The 22,936-nt window shown below is 61.1% G+C and carries 18 protein-coding genes; 12 read left to right on the top strand and 6 right to left on the bottom strand.

What is annotated here, in order from left to right:
- Positions 1 to 41: 41 nt before the first annotated feature.
- From ACP7CZ_RS04505 to ACP7CZ_RS04495, 3 genes are all read right to left on the bottom strand, one after another.
- Entirely contained in the window at positions 42 to 1,289 is a 1,248-nt protein-coding gene (locus ACP7CZ_RS04505; RefSeq protein WP_054922508.1) for a hypothetical protein, read from the bottom strand.
- A gap of 21 nt (positions 1,290 to 1,310) precedes the next feature.
- A complete protein-coding gene (locus ACP7CZ_RS04500) occupies positions 1,311 to 3,833 on the bottom strand; it encodes a CS1-pili formation C-terminal domain-containing protein (RefSeq protein ID WP_186526468.1) in 2,523 nt (840 codons plus the stop codon).
- Positions 3,834 to 3,945: 112 nt separating this feature from the next.
- On the bottom strand, positions 3,946 to 4,446 hold the full coding sequence (locus ACP7CZ_RS04495) for a CS1 type fimbrial major subunit (protein WP_054897684.1): 501 nt from the start codon (positions 4,444 to 4,446) through the stop codon (positions 3,946 to 3,948).
- A 462-nt stretch (positions 4,447 to 4,908) separates the two neighbouring features.
- On the opposite strand from ACP7CZ_RS04495, the gene ACP7CZ_RS04490 reads away from it, so the two are divergent.
- Together ACP7CZ_RS04490 and ACP7CZ_RS04485 are read left to right on the top strand one after the other, a co-directional pair.
- Complete coding sequence (locus ACP7CZ_RS04490) at positions 4,909 to 5,418, top strand: PadR family transcriptional regulator (protein ID WP_294164124.1); 510 nt, start codon at positions 4,909 to 4,911, stop codon at positions 5,416 to 5,418.
- Positions 5,415 to 6,182 (top strand): siderophore-interacting protein, encoded by a 768-nt coding sequence (locus tag ACP7CZ_RS04485; protein ID WP_072447586.1) that lies wholly within the window; start codon positions 5,415 to 5,417, stop codon positions 6,180 to 6,182. The genes ACP7CZ_RS04490 and ACP7CZ_RS04485 overlap by 4 nt, the downstream gene beginning before the upstream one ends.
- 47 nt (positions 6,183 to 6,229) lie before the next feature.
- Here ACP7CZ_RS04485 and ACP7CZ_RS04480 read toward each other — a convergent pair whose 3' ends face one another.
- The gene (locus tag ACP7CZ_RS04480; RefSeq protein WP_054897682.1) at positions 6,230 to 6,856 is read right to left on the bottom strand and encodes a Pr6Pr family membrane protein; all 627 of its coding nucleotides are present in this window, start codon (positions 6,854 to 6,856) and stop codon (positions 6,230 to 6,232) included.
- A 4-nt stretch (positions 6,857 to 6,860) separates the two neighbouring features.
- Positions 6,861 to 7,094: a VF530 family DNA-binding protein gene (locus ACP7CZ_RS04475; RefSeq protein ID WP_054897681.1), complete on the bottom strand. Its 234-nt coding sequence runs from the start codon at positions 7,092 to 7,094 to the stop codon at positions 6,861 to 6,863.
- Between the two features lie 170 nt (positions 7,095 to 7,264).
- Between ACP7CZ_RS04475 and ACP7CZ_RS04470 the strand changes: the two genes are divergently transcribed.
- The 5 genes from ACP7CZ_RS04470 to ACP7CZ_RS04450 all read left to right on the top strand — a co-directional run bounded on the left by ACP7CZ_RS04470 (position 7,265) and on the right by ACP7CZ_RS04450 (position 14,632).
- The gene (locus ACP7CZ_RS04470) at positions 7,265 to 9,283 is read left to right on the top strand and encodes a TonB-dependent receptor (RefSeq protein WP_096143392.1); all 2,019 of its coding nucleotides are present in this window, start codon (positions 7,265 to 7,267) and stop codon (positions 9,281 to 9,283) included.
- A gap of 33 nt (positions 9,284 to 9,316) precedes the next feature.
- Positions 9,317 to 9,532 (top strand): hypothetical protein, encoded by a 216-nt coding sequence (locus ACP7CZ_RS04465; protein ID WP_034127998.1) that lies wholly within the window; start codon positions 9,317 to 9,319, stop codon positions 9,530 to 9,532.
- Between the two features lie 224 nt (positions 9,533 to 9,756).
- A complete protein-coding gene (locus ACP7CZ_RS04460) occupies positions 9,757 to 12,174 on the top strand; it encodes a glucose/quinate/shikimate family membrane-bound PQQ-dependent dehydrogenase (protein ID WP_034127999.1) in 2,418 nt (805 codons plus the stop codon).
- A gap of 168 nt (positions 12,175 to 12,342) precedes the next feature.
- Complete coding sequence (locus tag ACP7CZ_RS04455; RefSeq protein WP_294164116.1) at positions 12,343 to 13,188, top strand: 2OG-Fe(II) oxygenase; 846 nt, start codon at positions 12,343 to 12,345, stop codon at positions 13,186 to 13,188.
- A 34-nt stretch (positions 13,189 to 13,222) separates the two neighbouring features.
- Entirely contained in the window at positions 13,223 to 14,632 is a 1,410-nt protein-coding gene (locus ACP7CZ_RS04450; RefSeq protein WP_127880873.1) for a pyridoxal phosphate-dependent decarboxylase family protein, read from the top strand.
- Positions 14,633 to 14,757: 125 nt separating this feature from the next.
- Here the strand turns inward: ACP7CZ_RS04450 and ACP7CZ_RS04445 are convergent, their stop codons facing one another.
- Positions 14,758 to 17,094 (bottom strand): putative bifunctional diguanylate cyclase/phosphodiesterase, encoded by a 2,337-nt coding sequence (locus tag ACP7CZ_RS04445; RefSeq protein WP_127880872.1) that lies wholly within the window; start codon positions 17,092 to 17,094, stop codon positions 14,758 to 14,760.
- A 332-nt stretch (positions 17,095 to 17,426) separates the two neighbouring features.
- Here ACP7CZ_RS04445 and lon point away from each other — a divergent pair, with 332 nt between their 5' ends.
- From lon to cmoB, 5 genes are all read left to right on the top strand, one after another.
- Positions 17,427 to 19,847 (top strand): endopeptidase La, encoded by a 2,421-nt coding sequence (gene lon / locus ACP7CZ_RS04440; RefSeq protein ID WP_106117910.1) that lies wholly within the window; start codon positions 17,427 to 17,429, stop codon positions 19,845 to 19,847.
- Positions 19,848 to 20,050: 203 nt separating this feature from the next.
- Complete coding sequence (locus tag ACP7CZ_RS04435) at positions 20,051 to 20,440, top strand: protease inhibitor I42 family protein (protein WP_057976107.1); 390 nt, start codon at positions 20,051 to 20,053, stop codon at positions 20,438 to 20,440.
- A gap of 1 nt (position 20,441) precedes the next feature.
- Positions 20,442 to 21,098: a lysoplasmalogenase gene (locus tag ACP7CZ_RS04430; protein WP_034128651.1), complete on the top strand. Its 657-nt coding sequence runs from the start codon at positions 20,442 to 20,444 to the stop codon at positions 21,096 to 21,098.
- A gap of 36 nt (positions 21,099 to 21,134) precedes the next feature.
- Positions 21,135 to 21,878, top strand: a complete 744-nt coding sequence (gene cmoA / locus ACP7CZ_RS04425; RefSeq protein WP_014717080.1) for a carboxy-S-adenosyl-L-methionine synthase CmoA — start codon at positions 21,135 to 21,137, stop codon at positions 21,876 to 21,878.
- The gene (gene cmoB, locus ACP7CZ_RS04420; RefSeq protein WP_294164100.1) at positions 21,875 to 22,831 is read left to right on the top strand and encodes a tRNA 5-methoxyuridine(34)/uridine 5-oxyacetic acid(34) synthase CmoB; all 957 of its coding nucleotides are present in this window, start codon (positions 21,875 to 21,877) and stop codon (positions 22,829 to 22,831) included. The genes cmoA and cmoB overlap by 4 nt, the downstream gene beginning before the upstream one ends.
- Positions 22,832 to 22,936: the final 105 nt, after the last annotated feature.

The following is a 22,936-nucleotide window of genomic DNA, read 5'->3' as shown; positions in this document are numbered from 1 at the left end:
CGCGGCCCACCACAGGGAGCCGATATGCGAGCCGGGCTCGCCTAGACTTCCGAATCCCAGATCACCGTGGCCACGCCGGAATAGGTGCTGCCGGGTTTCTTGAGCATGTCGGCGACGTCATCCTTGCCCACCTCGAAATGCAACTTGCCCTCGCGGTTGTTCACGTACTGCAACGGCTGGAACAGTTCGGTGCCGACACCGTCAAGGCGCAGGGGCAGTTTGTTCACACCCTGGTCATGCTGATCACGCAAGCCATAGGGCAGGCTCACGGCGACTTGAAGCGGCACTTCGTCACCGTCGTTGTTGCGCAGGCCACAGGTGTTGCCGATCACCAGCCCGCACTCCAGGGTCATCTTGAAACGTGAGCTGGCGGAGATTGCGAAGGTCTGGTCACGCCATAGCCGCGACGGGCGCCGCCCCTGGTTGAGCCAGGCTTGCCAGCCGCCTTCGGGTAACAGCTCGATGCGATTGCCGCCCGCCGGCAGGTCAATCTTGAGCACGTGCTCCACCGACAAGATGAAGTTGAAGGTCAGGGTGTTTTCGTCGGGGATCATGGTGGTGCCGAAATCCATATCGCCGCCCGGGCCCATGGTGTAAGTGATGGACCCCTCATAAGTACCAGCGTCCATACCCAGAGGGTTTGGTGTCTTGAGTTCGTAGCCGTACTCAAGCGTGCTGTAGCTCATCCGCCCGATTTCCATACCATTTGTAACGCTGCAGGCTCCGGCGTTCTCCGGAACGATCCAGAAAAAGAGCGCATACGCTTGTCCCGCCGCCATGTAATTGATCGGCAAGCACGGTGCCGGCGCCCCTCGCCAATAAGCGTTCCAGCCCACACCTGGCGTGGCCCAGCCGGACACACCCGGTGGATAAGAGACATTCCACCGTCCCCCAATACCGGCAATGCGCATCTGTACCGTCTCCGCACGACCGGTGACTGTGTGAGTCACTTGCAGATCGCGAAATGCCGAGGGCACCTTGAAATAGGCGCTCTGGCGCGGATCCTCCGGAAACGCCGGTATCGGCCCATTGGAATAGGCCCGGAACGAACTGTTACGAATACTGAAGGTATTGACCGCCTCGCACCTGGCTGGAACGTGCCAGGGACACAAGCCACTTTGCGGCGTGGTATTGACGAATTTATTGCTCGTTGGGTTGGCCGGATCGGGGCGAAACACCGCCGTGATCTGCTCGACGATAGCCAGTGCCGGCAAGCTGTAGGTAGCGCCCAAAACCAGCGCGAATGCACAGAGCCCCAAGCGTTTTTTCATTGCGGTAATCAAGGTCATGAACTCCCGTTTCAACCGCCGTCAACCGGCGGTTTCGCCCTTGTGGTTAGCTTCGGCCAGCGTGTCCGGCGTGCAGCGCAGATCACCGATCATCAGCACGTCGTTTTCATCCGGCGCAGTGCTCGGGTCCAGGCGGAACTGGCAGAGCAACTGGTTCTGGTAGCGCACCTGCAGGGTCGGCGCGCTGGCGCTCATCTCCATGGAGAAGAACCCGTCCACTTCGCTGACCCCACGACTGGCGTGATTGATTACGTGATGGCCTTTAAGCGGCGCGCCGCGTTCATCCAGCAGGCGGCCGAGTACGGTGACGGTTTTCATCACGGTGATCTTGCGGTAGTCCACGCCGCCCTTGTTCAGGTGGTAACTGGAGCGTGCGGGCTGGATGTTCGCCGCCGGCGGGTGGTTGCCTTCGAAGTCGAAGCTCACGCTGCTGCTCTTGTAGGCCGAGACCGGAACGTAGTTGCGCCCCGGACGCAGTACCGCGCTGCCGCCGCCCAGGTCGTCGGCGCGCAGGGCGATCTCGTCAAGGTCGGTTTCCACATCGATGATCATCCCCGCGCCGTTGCCCTGGTACTGGCTGCTGAGCAGCATTTTCCCGGCGCCCGCGACGAAGGTGCTGTTGAGGTTCAAGCCACCACTGAAATCGCCATTGAAGGAGCTGCGCTGCACAAAGCCGTCGCCGCTGACCACGTCGGTGCTGAAGTTGGCCATGCCTGACAGGCCGACGCCGTAGGTATCAGTGATCGCCGTGGCCGAGACACTTTGCAGCACATGGTCGGTGAGGTTCTGGCGATACGTGATCGACGCGTTGTTATCGCGGCCGCCATCACGGGCGGTGCGGGTGCCGATGCTGCCGGAAATCTGCCGGCCATCGCTGCCCAGGTTCACGCTCAGGCTCACATCCACGCCACGGTTGCGCTGGTCATTGGTGCCGGCGCTGCCGGGGCGGTCGAACACCGAGAAACGCCAGTTAGCATCACTGCCGAAAAAGCTGTCGTGACGGCTCCAGCCCAGGTCCAGCCCCGCACCTTCGACGTTGCCTTGGCTGTGGGACACTCGCATGTTCAAAGTGTTTTTCGCATCAAGGCGATGGTTGACCGACAACGCCGAATTGCTGGCCTGGCCGACAAAGGTGTTGCGCCGCAGGCGCGTGCCGTCGGGCAGGGTTTCGTAGGTGTCGCGGGTGTCGAGCCAGCTGCGGTTGTGACTGAACACCAGGTTGGTCGCGCCGAAGCTGTAGAGCCCTTGCAGGTCAAGGCCCGTGCCATGTTCACGGGTTTGATAAACATTGGCATAGAGGCTGGTGTTGTCGGCAACGGTCCAGTCCACCGAGCTGCCATATTGCAGTTGCTCGCGCACCTGGCGGGCCGACAGGCCAAGAATCACCCGTGGGTGGAGCAGGTAATTGAGCGACGCGCCGGCCGTCACCGCACCCGAGGCTTGCTCGTCCCAGTTGCTGAACAGCTTGGTTTCGCGCCCGGCGAACAGGTTGTAGCGCCAGCGGTCTTCGGCGTTGCGCCAGTTACCGGGCTTGTACACCAGCTCCTGCGTAGTGCTGGTGGTGAGGCCGTCTTCCACCAGGCGTACTTCCACTTCATAGATACCGCCGGGCAGTGGCCGGGTGTCCAGGGTTTGCAGGCCGGCGGCCACGGCCTGGGTGTTGATCAGCAAGCCGTTGCGATAGATCTCTACCGCTGCCTGACGGTTGGCGGTGACATAGATCGGGTACACGCTGGGCTTGGGGTTGTTGATCGCCAGGCTGTCGGAACTGCCGTACATGATGCCCAAGGCGGTGTCGGGGCTGGCGCCGAAGCTGCGCAGTTGACGGGTCAGGCCATCGGAATTGGGGGTGAAGTGGCCAAGGCGAAAAAACTGCCCCTCCAGTTCACGCTGGGTGTACAGCTCATGAATCGCGTGGCGCATGGGTTGGTCATTACCGCTCTGGCGCGCCAGTTGCAGGTTGAACACCTGGCTCCAGTTGCCCACGCTGGAACTGGCTTGCAAACCATAACGGCCGCCGAGGCTGTCTTGCTGACCGCCATTGAGGTTGAGCTGGTTGTTGATGATCAACCCCAGGCTGCCGCCGTCGGGCTGGTCGTAAAAGCGCGGGGCTTCGCTACTCAGTTCAACGTCCTGCGTGAGGATCGACAACTGCGAGCTTTCCAGATTGTAGTAAGCAGAGATCATCTTTTGCGGGCAAGACTGGGTGCAGGCGCCCAACGCCACGCCTTTTTCCAGCAGGCCTTGCCAGGTGTCGCGGGTGGCAGCCGGCACCTTGCTGTCGCCGGTGTCGGTGAATTCGAGCAGGGTGACGCGGTCGTCCCGGGACAGCACGATCAGCGCTTCGCCAAGCAGTTGGTGGTCCAGGTCTACGCGCACCGCGAGGGGTACATCGAAAAAGTGATCGGCAAAGCCTGCGGGCAAGCCTTGGGCCTGAGTGATCAGGCTGCCGGGCGTGGCTGCACCGGAAGCAGCAGGTGCCGCCAGCGCACTCGTACATATCAGCAGCGCAAGCGCAGCCGCGATAGGCGTCATCGGGAACATGAACGGATACTCTGAATGCCAGGAGACCAGAATCAAAAACCAGGCCGGCGAACGGAGGAGGCATTCGCCGACCTGAAAAGTCATGCCCGCGCCAAGCGGGCATTAAGTGGCATCAAGGCGCTACTGGCAGTACCGCGTCGAAGACCACTGGCATCACGGAGGTGTACGAACCGCGCTGAGTCGCCGAAGGCTTGGCTGCGACGATGCGCATCTCCGCACCTACGCCTGGGGTGGAGTCGGCTTCGTTGACCACTTCCTGTGGGGTGCCGGTCAGGGTCACACCATTGAGGGTGGTGGTGAGCGGGATGTTCTGGCTTGGGTCACCGTTGAACAGCACGGCCGGGCCGCCTTCGATGTAGGCGTGAACCGAACCATTGGTGTTCTTGATGTCGTAGATGGCGCTCAACGGCGCCAGCTCACCGCTGACCAGGTTGTAGGTCATGGTTTCATCGCGACCCCAGTTCGGGTCACGCGGCTGAGCGTGGAACACGGTAGTCGGGATGGTGGCCTTCATGTTGACGGTGTGGCTGGCTTCACCGGCAGCAAAAGCTGTTACCGAGGAGGACAGCGCCATAACAGCCAGGGGAACAGCAATCGCGAACTTCTTGAACATGGTCAATACCTGTAGTTATCAACATTGAGTGATTCGTCGCCAAGTAACCGCCTTAACAACGAACGCGCCGCCGTTAGTTGCAACGCCAAACAATGATCAACTCAAAACAACAGTAGGTATGCAGGCAACCTCTCACGCCTGCGTAGCCCTATTAATCAGGGATTGAGAGAAAAACATGGCACTTTGCCAAAACTTTTAAATTAGCTGTAAGAACAAGACTACAACACAAAAAACAGGGCCAACCAAAAGAACTTTCGCTCAGAAAAATACCACAAACAAGCTGCCGGACATAAACTTAACTGAGTTTAAACTCTAATTAAAGTTATGACTCTAAAATTAATCGTATTCCACGTATTCCAAGGTCCTCTGCCGGAAAAGGCGCCGACGACCGTTGGTCGCCAAGCCCTACCGCCACGTTAAGATATATCTTAAGTTATATCTAAACCTGTCTGGAGAGCCTGCATGAGAAACGAACCTCGCGGTGAATTCGAAAAACGTGGCGGTCGCGGTCCTCGCATCTTCGCACCGGGTGATCTGAAATTACTGCTGCTGGCGCTGATCGCCGAACAGCCATGCCACGGCTACGACCTGATCCGCCGCATCGAAAGCCTGTTCGACGGCGCCTACAGCCCCAGCCCCGGCGTGATCTACCCGACCTTGACCTTCCTCGAAGAGAGCGAGCTGATCAGCGGCAATGCCGAAGGCGGGAAAAAACACTACACAATCACCGACGCCGGTCGTCTCTTTCTAAGTGAGCAGGCCGTTGCCCTGGACGGCGTGCGCATGCGCATCGATGTGAGCAAACGCTCGCTGCGCGGCCACGATCGCCCACCTGAAATCCACGAAGCGGTGCATAACCTGCGCCATGCCTTGCATTCGCACAACGGGCACTGGAGCCCACAGGAAATCGTTCGTGTTGCGGCGCTGCTCAACCGCACCGCCCAAGCCATTGCCGACGGGACAGACCAATGAACACACAAGCCATTCACCGCGTAACCCATGAAATAAAACGCCGCCGCCTGGAAGTGCTGCGGGTGGTGGACATCACCCCGCGCATGCGCCGCATCACACTGGGCGGGCCTGAGCTGGCGGGCTTTGTCAGCCTGGGCAGCGACGATCACATCAAGCTGCTGTTCCCGCAGAACGCCGCCGAGCAAGCGGCGCTGGAAAGCCCGACGTTCGCCATCAAGGGCGACGGCCCGCAACCGGCCATGCGCGACTACACGCCACGACGCTACGACCTGAAAATCGGCGAGCTGGATATCGACTTCGTGCTGCATGGCGATGGCCCTGCGTCTACCTGGGCCGAGCAGGCGCAGGTCGGTCAGCACCTGTATATCGGCGGGCCACGAGGCTCGATGATCGTGCCGGACATTTTCGACAGCTACCTGCTGATCGGCGACGAAACCGCCCTGCCCGCCATCGGTCGACGCCTGGAAGAACTGCCGGCCGGGCGCAAGGTGCTGGCGGTGATTGAAATCGCCGATGCGGCGGAGCAACAAGCGCTGCAAAGCGCGGCGGACGTCGAGATTATTTGGGTGATGCGCGGCCAGGATGACCTGCTCGACGTGGTGCGCAACCTGACGCTGCCCAGCGGCACGCTGTACAGCTTTGTCGCCACCGAAACCAAGTTGTCACGCCAGGTACGGCGGGTGCTGCTGGATACGCACAAGGTCAATGAGGAATACCTCAAGGCCGTGGGTTACTGGCGTGCTGAGGGCAGCGAAGAAGAATGAATAAGGTGGGAGCTGGCTTGCCTGCTCCCACCTTAATGGTGCTCACTTTAAATCGAGGGTGATTTGAGGCGCTTGTCCAGGCCAACGATCACCAGCCCAATGACGATAAACCCTGCCAAAATCCCTCCGGCATTCACAAACACTTGTGGATAACCGAGGCTGTCCACATCCATGAACGGGTACTGATACTGCCCGAGCATATGCCCCCGCAGCAGCACATAACCGAAGTACACCAATGGGTAGATCACCCAGCCGGCAATGTGTTTGAGCCGCAACGTACCCTTGGGCACGCACCGCCACCAATACACCACAAACAACAACGGCATGACGTCGTGCAGCAATTCATCGGCGATAAATTGAAAGCCTTGCGGGCTCCACAGATGCCGCAGCAGCAGGTTGTAGGCCAGGCTCACCACCACGATGCTCGCGGCAATCGCGCTACTGATGCGAGGCGCGAGGAAGAACCGCTTGGCGGCTGAGTCGCGCTTGACCAGTGAGTAGCTGAGCACCACGACCACCAGGGTATTGGTCAGAACGGTGAAGAAGCTGAAGAAACTGATCAGGCCGCCCAGCAAGCTCGCGCCACTGGCCCAGCGCGAATAGAGAATCAGGTATTGCTGGATAGCCAACCCCACCCAACCGGCCAAGGCTGCCGTCGCGACAAAGCGCTTCATGCTTTCAATCCAGGGGGCGCTTGGTACGCATCAGCTTGACGTACAAAGCTTCGACCTTTTCCCGCGCCCACGGGGTTTTGCGCAGGAAAGTCAGGCTCGACTTGATGCTCGGGTCACTCTTGAAGCAGCGGATATCAATGCGCTCGGCCAAGCCGCTCCACTCGTAATGTTCCACCAGGGTGGTGAGCACGTGCTGCAGGGTCACACCGTGGAGCGGGTCATTGCTTGTCGCGGTCATGCCGGGCCTTTTGCAAAAAGAGGAACACAGCCGCGCACCTTAGCCGACGGGGCGAGCAGGTGGAAGCATCGCATTGAATATAGCCCGCCAGGAAAAGTTCCCCCTTTTTCACAGAAAAGAGATGTTATATTGTAACTTAAATTATCAGTCACTTTGCCCAGGAATATCAGATGTCGCTGCCTTCTCTCTGGCGCTTGTCGCCCCTCGCCGCCGCCCTGTTGATTGGCTCCCAGGCCCATGCCCTGGAACTGCCACCCCAAGTAGTCACCGGCAACCCGCTGGGCAGCACACAACTCGCCTCGCCCACCACCGTGCTGGAAGGCGATGACCTGACCCTGCAACAAAAAGGCAGCCTCGGTGAAACCCTGAACAAGCAGCCGGGCGTGTCGTCTTCGTACTTTGGCCCGGGGGCCAGCCGCCCAATCATTCGCGGCCAGGATGGCGACCGCATTCGCATCCTGCGTAACGGCGTGGGGGCGCTGGATGCCTCGTCGCTGTCCTACGACCACGCGGTGCCACTGGACCCGATCAACGTTGACCGCATCGAAATCGTGCGGGGCCCGGCAGCCCTGCTGTACGGCGGCAGCGCCATCGGTGGGGTGGTCAACACCTTCGACAATCGCATCCCCACCGAAGCCATCGAAGGCATCCATGGCGCTGGCGAGTTGCGCTACGGCGGCGCCGACACCACCCGCAGCAGCGCCGGCAAGCTGGAAGCCGGCAACGGCACCTTCGCCTTGCACCTGGATGCCAATGCGCGCGAGTTCAACGACCTTAAAATCCCAGGCTATGCCCGCAGCCGCCACGCGCCGGAAAGCGAAAACGGACCCGGCAAAAACGGGCGCCTGGGTAACAGCAATGGGCGCCAGGACGGCGGCGCGGTGGGCGGTTCCTACACCTGGGACGATGGTTATGCCGGGCTGTCCTACAGTAATTACGACAGTAACTACGGCTCACCCGCCGAGCAGGATGTGCGCATCCGCATGAAACAGGACCACTACGCCTTTGCCTCCGAGATCCGCAACCTGCAAGGGCCGTTTACCTCGGTGAAAATCGACGCCGGGTACACCGACTACGAACACCGCGAAATCGAAGGCGGTGAAACCGGCACCACCTTCAAGAACAAAGGCTATGAAGCGCGGGTGGAAGCTCGTCACCAGCCGATTGGCCCATTCGATGGCGTGGTCGGCGCCCAAGTGACCCGCAACGAGTTCTCGGCCCTGGGCGAAGAAGCCTTCGTGCCGCAGACCGACACCAACGCCGGCGCGCTGTTTATCCTCGAAGAAATGCAAGCCACCGAACGCCTGAAACTCAGCCTCGGCGCACGCCTGGAACACACCAGCGTCGACCCGAACGCCAAAGGCAACGAGCGTTTTGCCAATGCCGACAAGAGCAGTGACTTCACCGCCGGTAGCCTGTCGTCAGGTGCGGTGTACACCCTCACGCCGATCTGGTCCCTGGCTGCCACCCTCGGCTACACCGAACGCGCGCCGACCTTTTACGAGCTGTACGCCAACGGCGCCCACGTTGCCACCGGTACCTACGAGTTGGGCGATGCCAACCTGAAGAAAGAAAAGGCCGTGTCCAGCGACCTGGCCCTGCGCTTTGACAACGGCACCCACAAGGGCAGCTTCGGCGTGTTCTATAGCCACTTTTCCAATTACATCGGCTTGTTGGGCACGGGTCGTACCCTGAACGATGAAGGCGAAGAGGACGCGGGAGGTATTCCCGAGTATGAATATTCTGGTGTGCGCGCACGTTTCGCCGGCTTCGAAGCCCAGGATCACTGGAAGCTCGGCGAAGGCGCCTACGGTAAGTTTGCGCTGGAACTGTCGGGCGACTACACCCGCGCCACCAACCTGGACACCGGCGAAGCCTTGCCGCGCATTGCGCCATTGCGTTTGAACAGCGGCTTGCTGTGGGAACTGGATCGCTGGCAAGCGCGTATCGACGTGGAACATGCCGCAGGCCAAGGGCGTGTGCCGGATAACGAAAGCGGCACCGATGGCTACACCACCCTGGGTGCCAGCGCGGGGTATCGCTTCAATGTGGGCGGCAGCCAGTGGCTGGCGTTCGTCAATGGCGAGAACCTGACCAACCAGACCGTGCGCTATGCCAGCTCGATCCTGCGCGACATCGCACCGGCGCCGGGGCGCAGTGTGCAGTTCGGCATCCGCACCACTTTCTAACCGTCACCTCACCCCCCCCCTGTAGGAGCGAGCTTGCTCGCGAAAAACGCCAACGATAACGCGCGCTTCCTGAATAAACGCGGCGCCTGTGAGTTTTTCGCGAGCAAGCTCGCTCCTACAGAGATAGAGCCTGCCATCAGGCTATTTTTGCAGCGACTATCTGTCACTGTTACCAAAACTGAAATGATGCATCTTGCGATTCACCCTTTCTCAAAACGCCCCGCCGCATTATCCTTCGCAACAATCTGAAACGCTTCACCTCCCGGTCGACTCCCTTTGCCGAATTTCTTCCTGCACAAAGACAGCGCTGTCTTGAATCGACCTGCGCCAGGGGATTGATTGCCCGCCTGTGGATAACCCGGTTATCCACAGAAAAAACCAAAAATAACGATGAACCAAGCCCGAGCCGAATCGTCATCTACAGTGAGTGAAGCACGGGGTTACATAATTCCAACGTAACGGAGAAACACACTATGAGCACTGATGGTGCCTCAAGCCCAAGCCGCCTGTTGCCCAGGCTGCTGGGGGTCTTGCTGCTGATCATGGGGCTGGCCTTGCTGGCCGGTGGCGTCAAGCTGAGTATGCTCGGCGGGTCGCTGTACTACCTGCTGGCCGGTATCGGCATTGCCGTGACCGGCGTATTGCTGCTGGCCACTCGCCGCGCCGCGCTGGGCCTGTATGCACTGGTGTTGTTTGCCAGCACCGTGTGGGCCCTGTGGGAAGTGGGCCTGGACTGGTGGCAACTGGTGCCGCGTCTGGCCCTGCTGTTCGCCCTCGGCATCGTCATGCTGCTGCCGTGGTTTCGTCGGCCATTGCTGCGTGGCCAAGCCGCACCGCTGGGCACTGGCGCGCTGAGCGTTGCCGTGGTGCTGGCGGGCGCGACCGCCCTGGCCAGCCAATTCACCAACCCAGGTGAAATGGTCAAGACCGGCCAACTGGACCGCGACGCGGTGCCGGGTATGGCCAGCGCTGCGCCAACCCAGGCCGATGGCGACTGGAACTCCTATGGCCGTTCGGCCTTTGGTGATCGTTACTCGCCACTGGCACAGATCACCCCGGAGAACGCCCATAAGCTGGTGCCGGCGTGGACTTATCGCACTGGCGACATCCCTGGCCCAGGCGATCCCGGTGAAACCACCGCGGAAAATACCCCGCTGAAAGTCAATGGCATGCTGTACGTGTGCACACCACACAGCCAAGTGATTGCCCTGGACCCGGATACCGGCAAGGAAATCTGGCGTTTCGACCCGAAAATCACCACCCAGGGTGCTGAGAGCTTCAAAGGTTGGGCGCACATGACCTGCCGTGGCGTGTCGTACCACGATGACGCTGCCTACGCTTCCGAGCAGAGCCCGACTGGCACTGCGAGCCCGGCCGCCGCTCCGAATGCCTGCCCGAAACGCATCTTCGTGCCGACCGCCGACACCCGTCTGATCGCCCTGAACGCCGACACCGGCAAGATGTGCGAAGACTTCGGTGACAAAGGCCAGGTCGACCTGCGTGCCAACATCGGTAGCTTCGCCCCAGGCGGTTACTACTCCACGTCGCCACCGGCCGTGACCAAGAACCTGGTCGTGATCGGCGGTCACGTGACCGACAACGTTTCCATCGACGAGCCAAGCGGCGTGATCCGCGCGTTCGACGTGCACACCGGCAAGCTGGTGTGGAACTGGGACAGCGGCAACCCGGACGACACCACACCGTTGGCCGAGGGCAAGACCTACACCCGCAACTCGCCGAACATGTGGTCCATGTTCGCCGTGGATGAAAAACTCGGCATGCTCTACCTGCCGATGGGCAACCAGATGCCCGACCAGTACGGCGGCGACCGTACCGATGAGTCCGAGAAGTACGCCGCGGGCCTGACCGCCCTGGACATCGACACCGGCCACGTGAAGTGGACCTTCCAGTTCACCCACCACGACCTGTGGGACATGGACGTGGGCGGCCAGCCTTCGCTGATCGACATCAAGACCGCTGCGGGCGTGAAGCAGGCAGTGATGGCGTCGACCAAGCAAGGCAGCATCTACGTGCTGGACCGCGCCACTGGCCAGCCAGTGGTGCCCGTCAATGAAATCCCGGTGCCACAGGGCGCAGTGGCGGGCGACCGCACCTCCCCTACCCAACCCAAGTCCGACCTGAACTTCATGCCGCCGCCGTTGAAAGAACGCGACATGTGGGGCGTGACACCGTTCGACCAGATGCTGTGCCGGATCGATTTCAAATCCATGCGCTACGACGGCCCGTTCACCCCGCCGTCCCTGCAAGGTTCGATCGTGTACCCAGGCAACTTCGGCGTGTTCGACTGGGGCGGCATCTCGGTTGACCCGGTTCGCCAGATCGCCTTCGTGAACCCAAGCTACATGGCGTTCAAATCGAAGCTGATCCCGGCTGCCGACATTGCCAAGCAAGGCCCACGCGTCAGCGAAACCGAAGGCGTGCAGCCGAACAAAGGCGCCCCGTATGGTGTGATCCTTGAAGCACTGCTGTCGCCGATGGGCCTGCCGTGCCAGGCACCGGCCTGGGGCTACGTGGCGGCGGTCGACCTGACCACCCACCAGACCATCTGGATGCACAAGAACGGCACCGTGCGTGACAGCTCGCCGGTTCCAATCCCACTGACCATGGGCGTGCCTAGCCTGGGCGGTACGTTCACCACCGCCGGTGGCGTCGCGTTCCTCAGCGGCACCCTGGACCAGTACCTGCGTGCCTATGACGTGAAAAACGGCAAGCAACTGTGGGAAGGCCGCCTGCCTGCAGGCGCGCAAACCACCCCGATGACCTACACCGGCAAGGACGGCAAGCAATACGTGCTGGTCATGGCGGGCGGTCACGGTTCCCTGGGGACCAAGCAGGGTGACTATGTGATGGCGTTCAAACTGCCAGATTAAGCAACGCTGGCGGGACAAAAAAGCGGCGGCCCGGTTGGGCAGCCGCTTTTTTTTGCCTGCTGAAAATGCCCCCGTGGTTTCCCCTCAACCCTTTAAAACTAATTTAGTGCGCACACCCTGCGTAATACAAAAGGCGTACGGATAAAACTTTAAAGGGAGCTTCACTGCATGACGGACCATGTCGCTACAAAACCAATTCTTTCCACCCCCACAAAAATCCTGGAGCTTGAACACCTCAATACTGCCAGTTTGAAAAAACTCATCAGTGGCGAAGTGCTTGCCATTCGGGTACCTGAATTTGCCAACGCAACCACCAGCGCACGGTTGATTCAGGCCATCGACGATACCGCCACCCTGGAACACTATGGTCATGAAACCTATGAAGAGGGGCGCGTCGTTCAGCACTTCTATGGTGTGCATCGCTGGGGCAACCCGTTCAACTCCACGTACGGCAAGGCCGCCGGCGGTGACGCACAAGAAAAATATTATGCAGACGCGGCCCGTATGCGCGGCCTTATCGACAGCCTCTGTGCGCCGCAAAAACCGCCCATTCAACAGCTGATGGAACAGTTCCAGGCGCTCTGGCCGCAAGGTGCAACAGCCGCTTCGTTCCAGGGCCGACCGATGTTTTGCGGGATCATCCGCGTCATGTTCCCGGAGACGGCGCACCTCTCGGAAACGGTGCCCCATGTGGATTGCCTGCCCCGCACAATCGCTGAACTGCAGCATCAATTCAGCGCCAATATCTACCTGCAAACACCGCCTTCGGGGGGCGAGTTGATCATCTGGGATACCCAAGCCTTTAGCTATGATGAGGTCAAGCGCTTCGAAGGTGCCCAACTGCCCGAACAGTGTTTACAAAAACCGCTGCGCATCCGCCCACGCAAGAACGAACTGGTGCTCATCAATACCCGCCGCCCCCACGCCATCTGCGGGTTCGATTCGGGAAAACGCGTCAGCATGCAGTCGTTTGTCGGCTATACCCCCGGCGAACCGTTTTACTTCTGGTGCTAATACTTTTATTGCTCGTGCACATGGACGTTTATCTATGACCCCCGAAGAATTCCGCCAACATGGCTATGCCATGATCGACCTGATTGCAGACTACCGACAGAACATCGAACAACGCGGCGTGCAGCCCACCACCCGACCTGGCGAGATCAAAGCTGCCCTGCCGGCCAGCCCGCCTGACACCGCCGAACCGTTCGAACAGATCATGGGCGACGTCGAAAAACTGATCATGCCCGGCTTGCTGCATTGGCAGCATCCCAGTTTCTTCGGGTTCTTCCCTTCCAATGTGGAACTGTCCTCAGTGCTGGGCGATTGCCTGAGCACCGGCCTGGGTGTGATTGGGTTGTCCTGGCAATCCAGTCCGGCTCTCACCGAAATCGAGGAAGTCACCACTGACTGGCTGCGCGACATGCTCGGCCTGGGCAACACGTGGAGCGGTGTGATCCAGGACTCTGCGTCCACCTCCACGCTGGTGGCGCTTATCAGCGCCCGGGAACGCAGCTCCGATTACGCGCTGATGCACAACGGCCTGCAAAACAGCAGCGCGCCCCTGATCGTCTACACCTCAGCCCATGCCCACAGCTCGGTCAACAAGGCGGCGATCCTGGCCGGGTTCGGCCAGAACCATATCCGCACCATCGCCACCGACGCACACCATGCAATGTCGCCCCAGGCACTGGCGCACGCCATCGAACAGGACCTGGCCGCCGGTAACACGCCCTGCGTGGTGATTGCCACCACCGGCACCACGGCCGCCATGGCGATCGACCCCCTGGATGCAATTGGCGAACTGACCCAACGTCACGGCCTGTGGCTGCATGTGGACTCGGCCATGGCCGGCGCCGCAATGATCCTGCCAGAATGCCGGGCCTTGTGGGATGGCATCGAAAAGGCTGACTCCCTAGTGCTCAACCCGCACAAATGGCTGGGCGCGGCCTTCGACTGCTCGGTGTACTTCGTGCGCGACCCCGAGCATTTGATTCGCATCATGACCACCAACCCGAGTTACCTGCAGTCCAGCGCAGACGGCCAAGTGCGAAACTACCGTGACTGGCGGATCTCCCTGGGCAGCCGTTTCCGCGCCTTGAAGTTGTGGTTCCTGATACGCGAGCAAGGCGTCAGCGGCCTGCAAGCGCGGTTGCGGCGAGACCTGGCCAATGCGCGCTGGCTGGCAGAGCAGATCGAAGCCACTGAGCACTGGACACTGGTGGCCCCGCCCGCCTTGCAAACCCTGTGCATTCGCCATGAACCGCCGGGTTTGGAAGGCCAGGCACTGGACCATCACACGCGAGCCTGGGCAGAAAAACTCAACCAGTCAGGCGATGCCTACGTCACCCCCGCCATCCTCGATGAGCGCTGGATGGTGAGGGTGTCCATCGGCGCGCTGGGCACCGAGCATCAGCATGTCCAAAGGTTGTGGGTGCGATTGCAAGCCCTGGTCGCTTGAACGCTGCCAAAGTAGCCCCCCTGTGGCGAGGGAGCTTGCTCCCGCTGGGCTGCGCAGCGGCCCCAAAATCCTGGGAGCGCTTCGCACTCCAGCGGGAGCAAGCTCCCTCGCCACAGTCAAACTGTCTAGGTTGGCACCTGCTCACGCCGCATCCACCGCTCGAACGCCATGGCATTGAGCGGCCGGCTGATCAGGTAGCCCTGGGCCGTGTCGCAGTTCCAGCGTTTGAGCAAGGTGAGGCTGTGTTCGAACTCCACGCCCTCGGCGACCACCTTGAGCCCCAGGCTATGGCTCATCTCGATGGTGGAGCGCACGATCACGCCGTCGCCGCTGGTGCTGTCGAGGTTGCGCACAAAGGACTGGTCGATCTTCAGCTCTTGCACCGGTAGGCGCTGCAATTGGGCGAGGGACGAGTAACCGGTGCCGAAATCATCCACCGACAGGCTGATCCCGCAATTGCGCAACTGCTCCAGCACGCTGAGGGCCTGCTGCGGGTTGTGCATAATGGCGCTCTCGGTAATCTCGAAAATCAAATGCTCGGCGCCCACATGGTATTGGGCCAATAGCGCGGTGACGCGAATGGCCAAGTCATCATCCGCCAAGTCGTTCACGGAGATATTCACCGACAGCTGGATAACCAGCCCACGCTGCGCCCATTCGGCAATCTGGCGGATGGCTTCCTCGATCACCCACAGGGTCAGGGCACCCATGCTGCCAGTGCGTTCGGCCAACGGAATGAACTCCCCCGGAGACACTTGCCCCAGCGTCGCGTGTTGCCAGCGCAGCAAGGCTTCGGCCTGGCCCACGTGCCCGTGCCGCAGGTCGAGCTTGGGTTGGTAGCACAGGAACAACTCGCCTTCGATCACGGCGCGGCGCAAGTCGCGAATCAGGGTGATCTGGCGTTGGTGGGCGAGGTCGCGGTCCGGTTGGTAGATCTGCAAATGCCCCGGCAGGTTGGCCGCGTCGTGCCGGGCGATGGCCGCGCGGTTGATCAACTCTTCCACCTGCTGCCCATCAGCAGGGTACGCGGCGATGCCGATACTCACCTCATGGCGCACTTCGTCATTGCCGATGCGCAGGGGTTCGGTCAACGCCCCATGCAACTGGTCGGCGCGGGCCACGGCAGAGTCGATCTCGGTGTTTTCCAGCAACAACAGAAACTCACTGCCGGCGATGCGTGCTGCGGTGTCGCTGGCCAACAGGCTGCTGGACAAGCAGCGGCTGGCCTCGCACAACATGTGCTCGACACCTTCGGGGCCAAACCCTTCGTTGATGACTCGGTAGTTTTCAATCCCCACGTACAGCAACACCACCGACCGCCGTGCGCTGATCGCACTGCCCAGGCGCTCCATGGCCAAGGCACGGTTGGGCAATCCGGTGAGCGGGTCATGCAAGGCATTGTGGGCCAGTTGCCGTTCGCGCAGGGCGATGCCGCTTTGCATGGCATTGAACGCCCGCGCCAGCAGGCCGAACTCGTCGTGGCTGCGCACCCGCACCGGGGTGCGGTAGTCACCGGCCCCGATCCGTTCAGCGGCTTGCACCAGCGCATTGAGCGGGCGTGACACTCGCCGCGCCAGGAATAATGCCACCGCCAGCGAGACCAGCAGCACCGCCAGGGCAATCCCCATGAACTGCCGGTCCAGCGGCGCGAAGGATTCCAGCGCATGGTCCAGCGGGCTTTGCAGCAACACACGCACTTCATCGCCTTCGCCGCTATTGGCCAAGGGCAACACCTGGCTGAGCACACGCTGGCCATGGAACAGCTGGATCTTCGCCTCAGGATCGACCTGCGTGCCATGCAAGAGGTTGATAATGCTTGGGCGCCAATTGCCAGGGTGGGTGGTGAACAGCTGACCGAGATGGCCGTCCTGCACACTGAGGAACGACACCTCCAGATTGCTCATGGAGCGCAGTTCATGGGCGAATTGCGTGTCCATGGGAAAGCCCATGACCACGCGTGCGATCGGCACAGGCCCGAGCACATCTTTTTGCACCAGCAAATAGGGGCGCCCGGCCATGGCGACGATCAACATTTGCTGGCCGCTGCGCCGCGCCTTGCGCAAGGCATCGGCATACGGGAACAACTGGCCCCGCGTCTGCACCAGCAGGGTACTGACCATGACCCTGTCATCCAGGCCCAGCACCACCACTTCGCTGGAACTGACCCCGGTGCCATGGGTGCCCAGGGCCTCCAGGATCGGCACCGTCCGGCCGCCGGCCACCGCCTGCTTGAACGGCCCATCGGCGGTCAGCCAGTCCAACCCGTACTGCAAGCGCCGCCCGCGCAGGTCCAGCAGGCGCTCGAACACCTGCCGCCCGGTGTTCAACTGTACGTCGGCCTGGTTCTCCACCGCACGGGTGGTGGCAGCGTGCACGGCAAAATAGGTGGCGGCCACGACCACCAGCAACAACAGCGCCAGCACCCCGGCTATGCGGGTCTGAAACGTGTGGCGCCAGTGCATGGCCGCGCCCTCGGGCCGCGCTCGTCGCTCTTGGCCGTGCTTTCCTTGTGTCATACGCGTCCCTGCCGACTGCTAACCGGCGTCAAAAAAACATCCTTTTTTATGGGGAATTTTATTAAAGCAGGTTAGCTGGGACTGGGGATAAGTAAACCCAATAAAGGCTGGGTCTAGCCGTCACATTATTGACGATCAGTTCGAAAAGCGGAGGGGTAAATTACGTTGACCGCAACCCTCCCGTTATTTCATGCAAATTGTTGCTAACGACGCCCCCCCATTGAAACCACCGCAACCCCGCCCCATCTAACCTGCATACTTACTGATGCAGGTGCCCCATGAGCGACCAGCAAGAATTTCCAGATTACGACCTCAACGATTACGCCGACCCCGAAAACGCTGAAGCCCCCTCGTCCAATACTGGCCTGGCCCTGCCTGGGCAAAATCTGCCGGACAAGGTCTACATCATCCCGATCCACAACCGGCCGTTTTTTCCGGCACAAGTGTTGCCGGTGATCGTCAATGAAGAACCCTGGGCCGAAACCCTGGAGCTGGTGAGCAAATCCGACCACCATTCCCTTGCGCTGTTTTTCATGGACACGCCGCCCGAAGACCCACGGCACTTCGACACCTCCGCCCTGCCGCTGTACGGCACCCTGGTGAAGGTGCACCACGCCAGCCGCGAGAACGGCAAGCTGCAGTTCGTCGCCCAGGGCCTGACCCGCGTGCGCATCAAGACCTGGCTCAAGCACCACCGCCCACCTTACCTGGTGGAAGTCGAATACCCGCATCAGCCCAGCGAGCCGACCGATGAGGTCAAGGCCTACGGCATGGCGCTGATCAATGCGATCAAGGAACTGCTGCCCCTCAACCCGCTGTACAGCGAAGAGTTGAAGAACTACCTCAACCGCTTCAGCCCCAACGATCCGTCGCCGCTCACCGACTTTGCCGCGGCACTCACCTCGGCGACAGGTAATGAACTGCAGGAAGTGCTGGACTGCGTGCCCATGCTCAAGCGCATGGAAAAAGTGCTGCCGATGCTGCGCAAAGAGGTGGAAGTCGCGCGCCTGCAAAAAGAACTCTCCGCCGAGGTAAACCGCAAGATTGGCGAGCACCAGCGTGAGTTCTTCCTCAAGGAACAACTCAAGGTCATCCAGCAGGAGCTGGGCCTGACCAAGGACGATCGCAGCGCCGATGTCGAACAGTTCGAACAGCGCCTGCAAGGCAAAGTGCTGCCGGCGCAAGCGAAAAAACGCATTGATGAAGAACTGAACAAACTGTCGATCCTGGAAACCGGTTCGCCGGAATACGCCGTCACGCGCAACTACCTGGACTGGGCCACCTCGGTGCCGTGGGGCGTGTACGGAGAAGACAAACTCGACCTCAAGCACGCGCGCAAAGTGCTCGACAAGCACCATGCGGGCCTGGATGACATCAAGAGCCGCATCCTCGAATTCCTAGCGGTGGGCGCCTACAAGGGCGAAGTCGCCGGTTCCATCGTATTGCTGGTAGGCCCGCCGGGCGTGGGCAAGACGAGTGTGGGCAAGTCCATCGCCGAATCCCTGGGGCGGCCGTTCTATCGCTTCAGTGTTGGCGGCATGCGCGACGAGGCCGAGATCAAGGGCCACCGCCGCACCTACATCGGCGCCCTGCCCGGCAAGCTGGTGCAGGCGCTGAAAGACGTGGAAGTGATGAACCCGGTGATCATGCTCGACGAGATCGACAAGATGGGCCAGAGCTTCCAGGGCGACCCGGCGTCGGCGCTGCTGGAAACCCTGGACCCGGAGCAGAACGTCGAATTCCTCGACCACTACCTGGACCTGCGCCTGGACCTGTCCAAAGTGCTGTTCGTGTGCACCGCCAACACCCTGGACTCAATCCCCGGTCCGTTGCTGGACCGCATGGAAGTGATTCGCCTGTCGGGCTATATCACCGAAGAAAAAGTCGCCATCGCCAAGCGCCACTTGTGGCCCAAGCAGTTGGAAAAAGCCGGCGTGGCCAAAAACAGCCTGACCATCAGCGACGGTGCCTTGCGCGCCTTGATCGACGGTTATGCGCGAGAGGCCGGCGTGCGTCAGTTGGAGAAACAACTGGGCAAGCTGGTGCGCAAGGCGGTGGTAAAACTGCTGGATGAGCCGGACTCGGTGATCAAGATCGGCAACAAGGACCTGGAAAGCTCCCTGGGCATGCCGGTATTCCGTAATGAGCAAGTGCTGTCCGGCACCGGCGTGATTACCGGCCTGGCGTGGACCAGCATGGGCGGCGCCACCTTGCCGATCGAAGCGACGCGCATCCACACGCTCAACCGCGGCTTCAAGCTCACCGGGCAGTTGGGTGAAGTGATGAAAGAGTCCGCCGAAATCGCCTACAGCTACATCAGTTCCAACCTGAAGTCGTTTGGCGGCGATGCGAAGTTCTTCGACGAAGCCTTCGTGCACTTGCACGTGCCGGAAGGCGCCACGCCGAAAGACGGCCCGAGTGCCGGCGTGACCATGGCCAGTGCGTTGCTGTCCCTGGCCCGCAACCAACCGCCGAAAAAAGGCGTGGCGATGACCGGCGAACTGACCTTGACCGGGCATGTACTGCCGATTGGCGGGGTGCGCGAGAAGGTGATTGCGGCGCGGCGCCAGAAGATTCACGAGTTGATCTTGCCGGAGCCCAACCGTGGCAGCTTTGAAGAGTTGCCGGACTATTTGAAGGAAGGGATGACGGTGCACTTTGCCAAGCGGTTTGCGGATGTGGCGAAGGTGCTCTTCTGAGAAATATCCAGACCTGATCATTCCCACGCTCTGCGTGGGAATACATCCCGTGACGCTCCGCGTCACAAAGCGGACGCGGAGCGTCCAAGGCAACGTTCCCACGCAGAGCGTGGGAACGATCGGCCAACGCAAAACCCCACCTTGTCACACCTTGTCTCATCTTCGGTTATGCTCCCCCTTCGTCGTGTATTAACGGAGCCTTCATGACCGCTGCCCGCCTGCTTCTCCCCTTGAGCCTTGTCTTGCTGGCCGCATGCGCCAGTGCCCCCAAGCAAAACGTCAGCGTGGACAACCAGAGCGCCTGCCCGCTCCAGCTTAAAAACGGGCAAAACCTGATCCTCACCCTGCCCAGCAACCCCACCACCGGTTACCGCTGGGCCATCCAGGACTCCGCCGGCGGCGTGTTGCGCGCCTTGAGCCCCGAGGTCTACAGCAGCACCGAGTCCGGCGTGATCGGCGGTGGCGGCCAGTCCACCTGGCGCTTCCAGGCGTTTGCCGCAGGGCAAGGGCGTTTGCGCCTGACATCCCAGCAACCTTGGGAGCCGGAGGCCGAACCTGCCGAAACCTTTGACTGCGCCATTACGGTGAACTGATATGCCATGGCTGATCCTTGCCTTGATGGGCGCCGGCACCTTTGTCTATGGCTTGGCGACCCATGCGACGCTGCTGTGCCTGCTGGTCAAGCCACTGCCGGTGCTGGCGCTGCTGGGTTGGCTGCATGACGCGCCGCCCACCGAGTATCGACGCTGGATCAGCCTGGGGTTAATTTTTTCCCTGGTGGGCGACGTGTTGCTCGCCTGGCCAGGCGACCTGTTTATCTTTGGCCTGGGCGCGTTTCTGTTCGCGCACCTGGCCTATCTCAAAGCCTATTTCAGTGACTGTCGGCGCTTGGCGCTGCTGCCGCTGGTGCTGGCCCTCGGCGTAGGCGCAATCTTGCTGAGCATCCTGATCTCCCACGGCCTCGGTGAGCTTTTGATACCGGTGGTGGTTTACGCGCTGGTGATCAGCGCCATGCTCTGGCGTGCGTTGGCGCGACTGGGCAGCGAGGTGCCCAAGCGTTCAGCGTGGCTGGCGGCGGCGGGTGCGGTGTCGTTTGTGGTTTCCGACGCGCTGATCGGCATCAATCGGTTTGTGCTGGCGTTCGAGGCAGCGCCGTATTTGCTGATCGCCACCTACTGGCTCGGGCAATGGGGCATCACCGCCTCGGCTTTCCATCAGACAACCCGCGCATCCGAGGGCCAACTTGGCTAAAATGCCGGCCTTTCCCCCACCGTCGCCGGAACAACCGTGAGCAAAGAACCCGATCGCCTATTCGCCCAGCCCCTGCCCCAGGTGCCGGACTTCGCCTTTAACGAGGATGTGGTGCGGGTGTTCCCGGACATGATCAAGCGCTCGGTGCCGGGTTACCCCACCATCGTCGAGAACCTCGGCGTGCTGGCCGCGCAATTTGCCCAACCGGGTAGCGTGCTGTATGACCTGGGCTCTTCCCTGGGTGCCGTGACCCAAGCCCTGCGCCGCCATGTACGCACCGAGGGTTGCCGGGTGATCGCCGTGGATAACTCCGCCGCGATGGTCGAGCGCTGTCGCGAATACCTCAATGGCCAGGACTCGATGTTCCAGGAGTTGCTGCCCGTGGAGGTGATCGAGGGCGATATTCTCGCCCTGCAATTCAAGCCCGCCTCGGTGGTGGCCCTGAACTTCACCCTGCAATTTATCGCCCCCCAGGAGCGCCTGGCGTTGCTTGGGCGCATTCGCCAGGCGCTGCTGCCGGGCGGGGCCTTGATCCTCTCGGAAAAGCTGCGCTTTAACGATGTTGAAGAGCACGCGCTGCTGACCGACCTGCATATCGCCTTCAAGCGCGCCAACGGCTACAGCGAGCTGGAAATCGCCCAGAAGCGCAGCGCCATCGAAAACGTCATGAAGCCCGACAGCCTCGAAGAACACCGCGAACGCCTGCTGGCGGCCGGGTTCTCGAAAGTCGTGCCGTGGTTCCAGTGTCTTAACTTTGCCTCGTTGATTGCCTTGCCATGATTGATTTGTCCCCCCTCGCCCGCCATCTGGTCGGCACTCCCCTGGCCGTGTGGGCCCAGGGCCTGCAAGCGCAGCTCGATAGCAAGATGGAAAAAGGCCATGGCGACCTGGAGCGCTGGCAGAGCGCCTTGGATGCACTGCCGAAGATCCAGCCCAACAGCGTAGATTTGCTCAACGGCCTGGTGCTGGACACCGATTGCGACGACGCCACCCGCGAACAGATGCACACGGCGCTGATGGGCCTGAGCCCCTGGCGCAAAGGCCCGTTCCATCTGTTCGGCGTGCATGTGGACACCGAGTGGCGTTCGGACTGGAAGTGGTCGCGGGTCGCGCCGCACCTGGACCTCAAAGGCAAGCGCATCCTCGATGTGGGCTGCGGCAACGGCTACTACATGTGGCGCATGCTCGGCGCCGGGGCCGACAGCGTGATTGGCGTGGACCCCAACTGGCTGTTCTTCTGCCAGTTCCAGGCGGTGCAGCGCTACTTGTCCGAGCCCAAGGCCTGGCACTTGCCGTTACCGTTCGAAGACTTGCCGGCGAACCTGGAAGGCTTTGACACGGTATTTTCCATGGGCGTGTTCTACCACCGCCGCTCGCCCATCGAGCATTTGCTGGCGTTGAAGGACACCCTGGTCAAGGGCGGCGAGTTGGTGTTGGAAACATTGGTGGTGGAAGGCGACCAACAACAAGTGCTGGTGCCAGAAGACCGTTACGCCCAGATGCGCAACGTGTGGTTCCTGCCGTCGGTACCGGCGTTGATGCTGTGGCTGCGCCGGGCCGGGTTCAGTGATGTGCGGTGCGTGGATGTGAGCGTGACCACGGTTGAGGAGCAGCGTGGGACGCACTGGATGAAGTATCAGTCGCTGAGTGATTTCCTGGACCCTGAGGATCACAGCAAGACCATTGAAGGGCTGCCGGCGCCGATGCGGGCGGTGATCATCGCTCGTAAATGACACCACTATGATCGTTCCCACGCTCTGCGTGGGAATGCCTCTTGAGACGCTCTACGTCACGCTTTGGGACGCAGAGCGTCCTGTGCTGCGTTCCCACGCAGAGCG

The organism is Pseudomonas sp. DWP2-2 (genome assembly GCF_049897065.1).
Lineage (GTDB): Bacteria > Pseudomonadota > Gammaproteobacteria > Pseudomonadales > Pseudomonadaceae > Aquipseudomonas > Aquipseudomonas paracarnis.
Note: the sequence above shows the minus strand (reverse complement) of the source record. Positions and strands in the feature narration are given on the sequence as shown.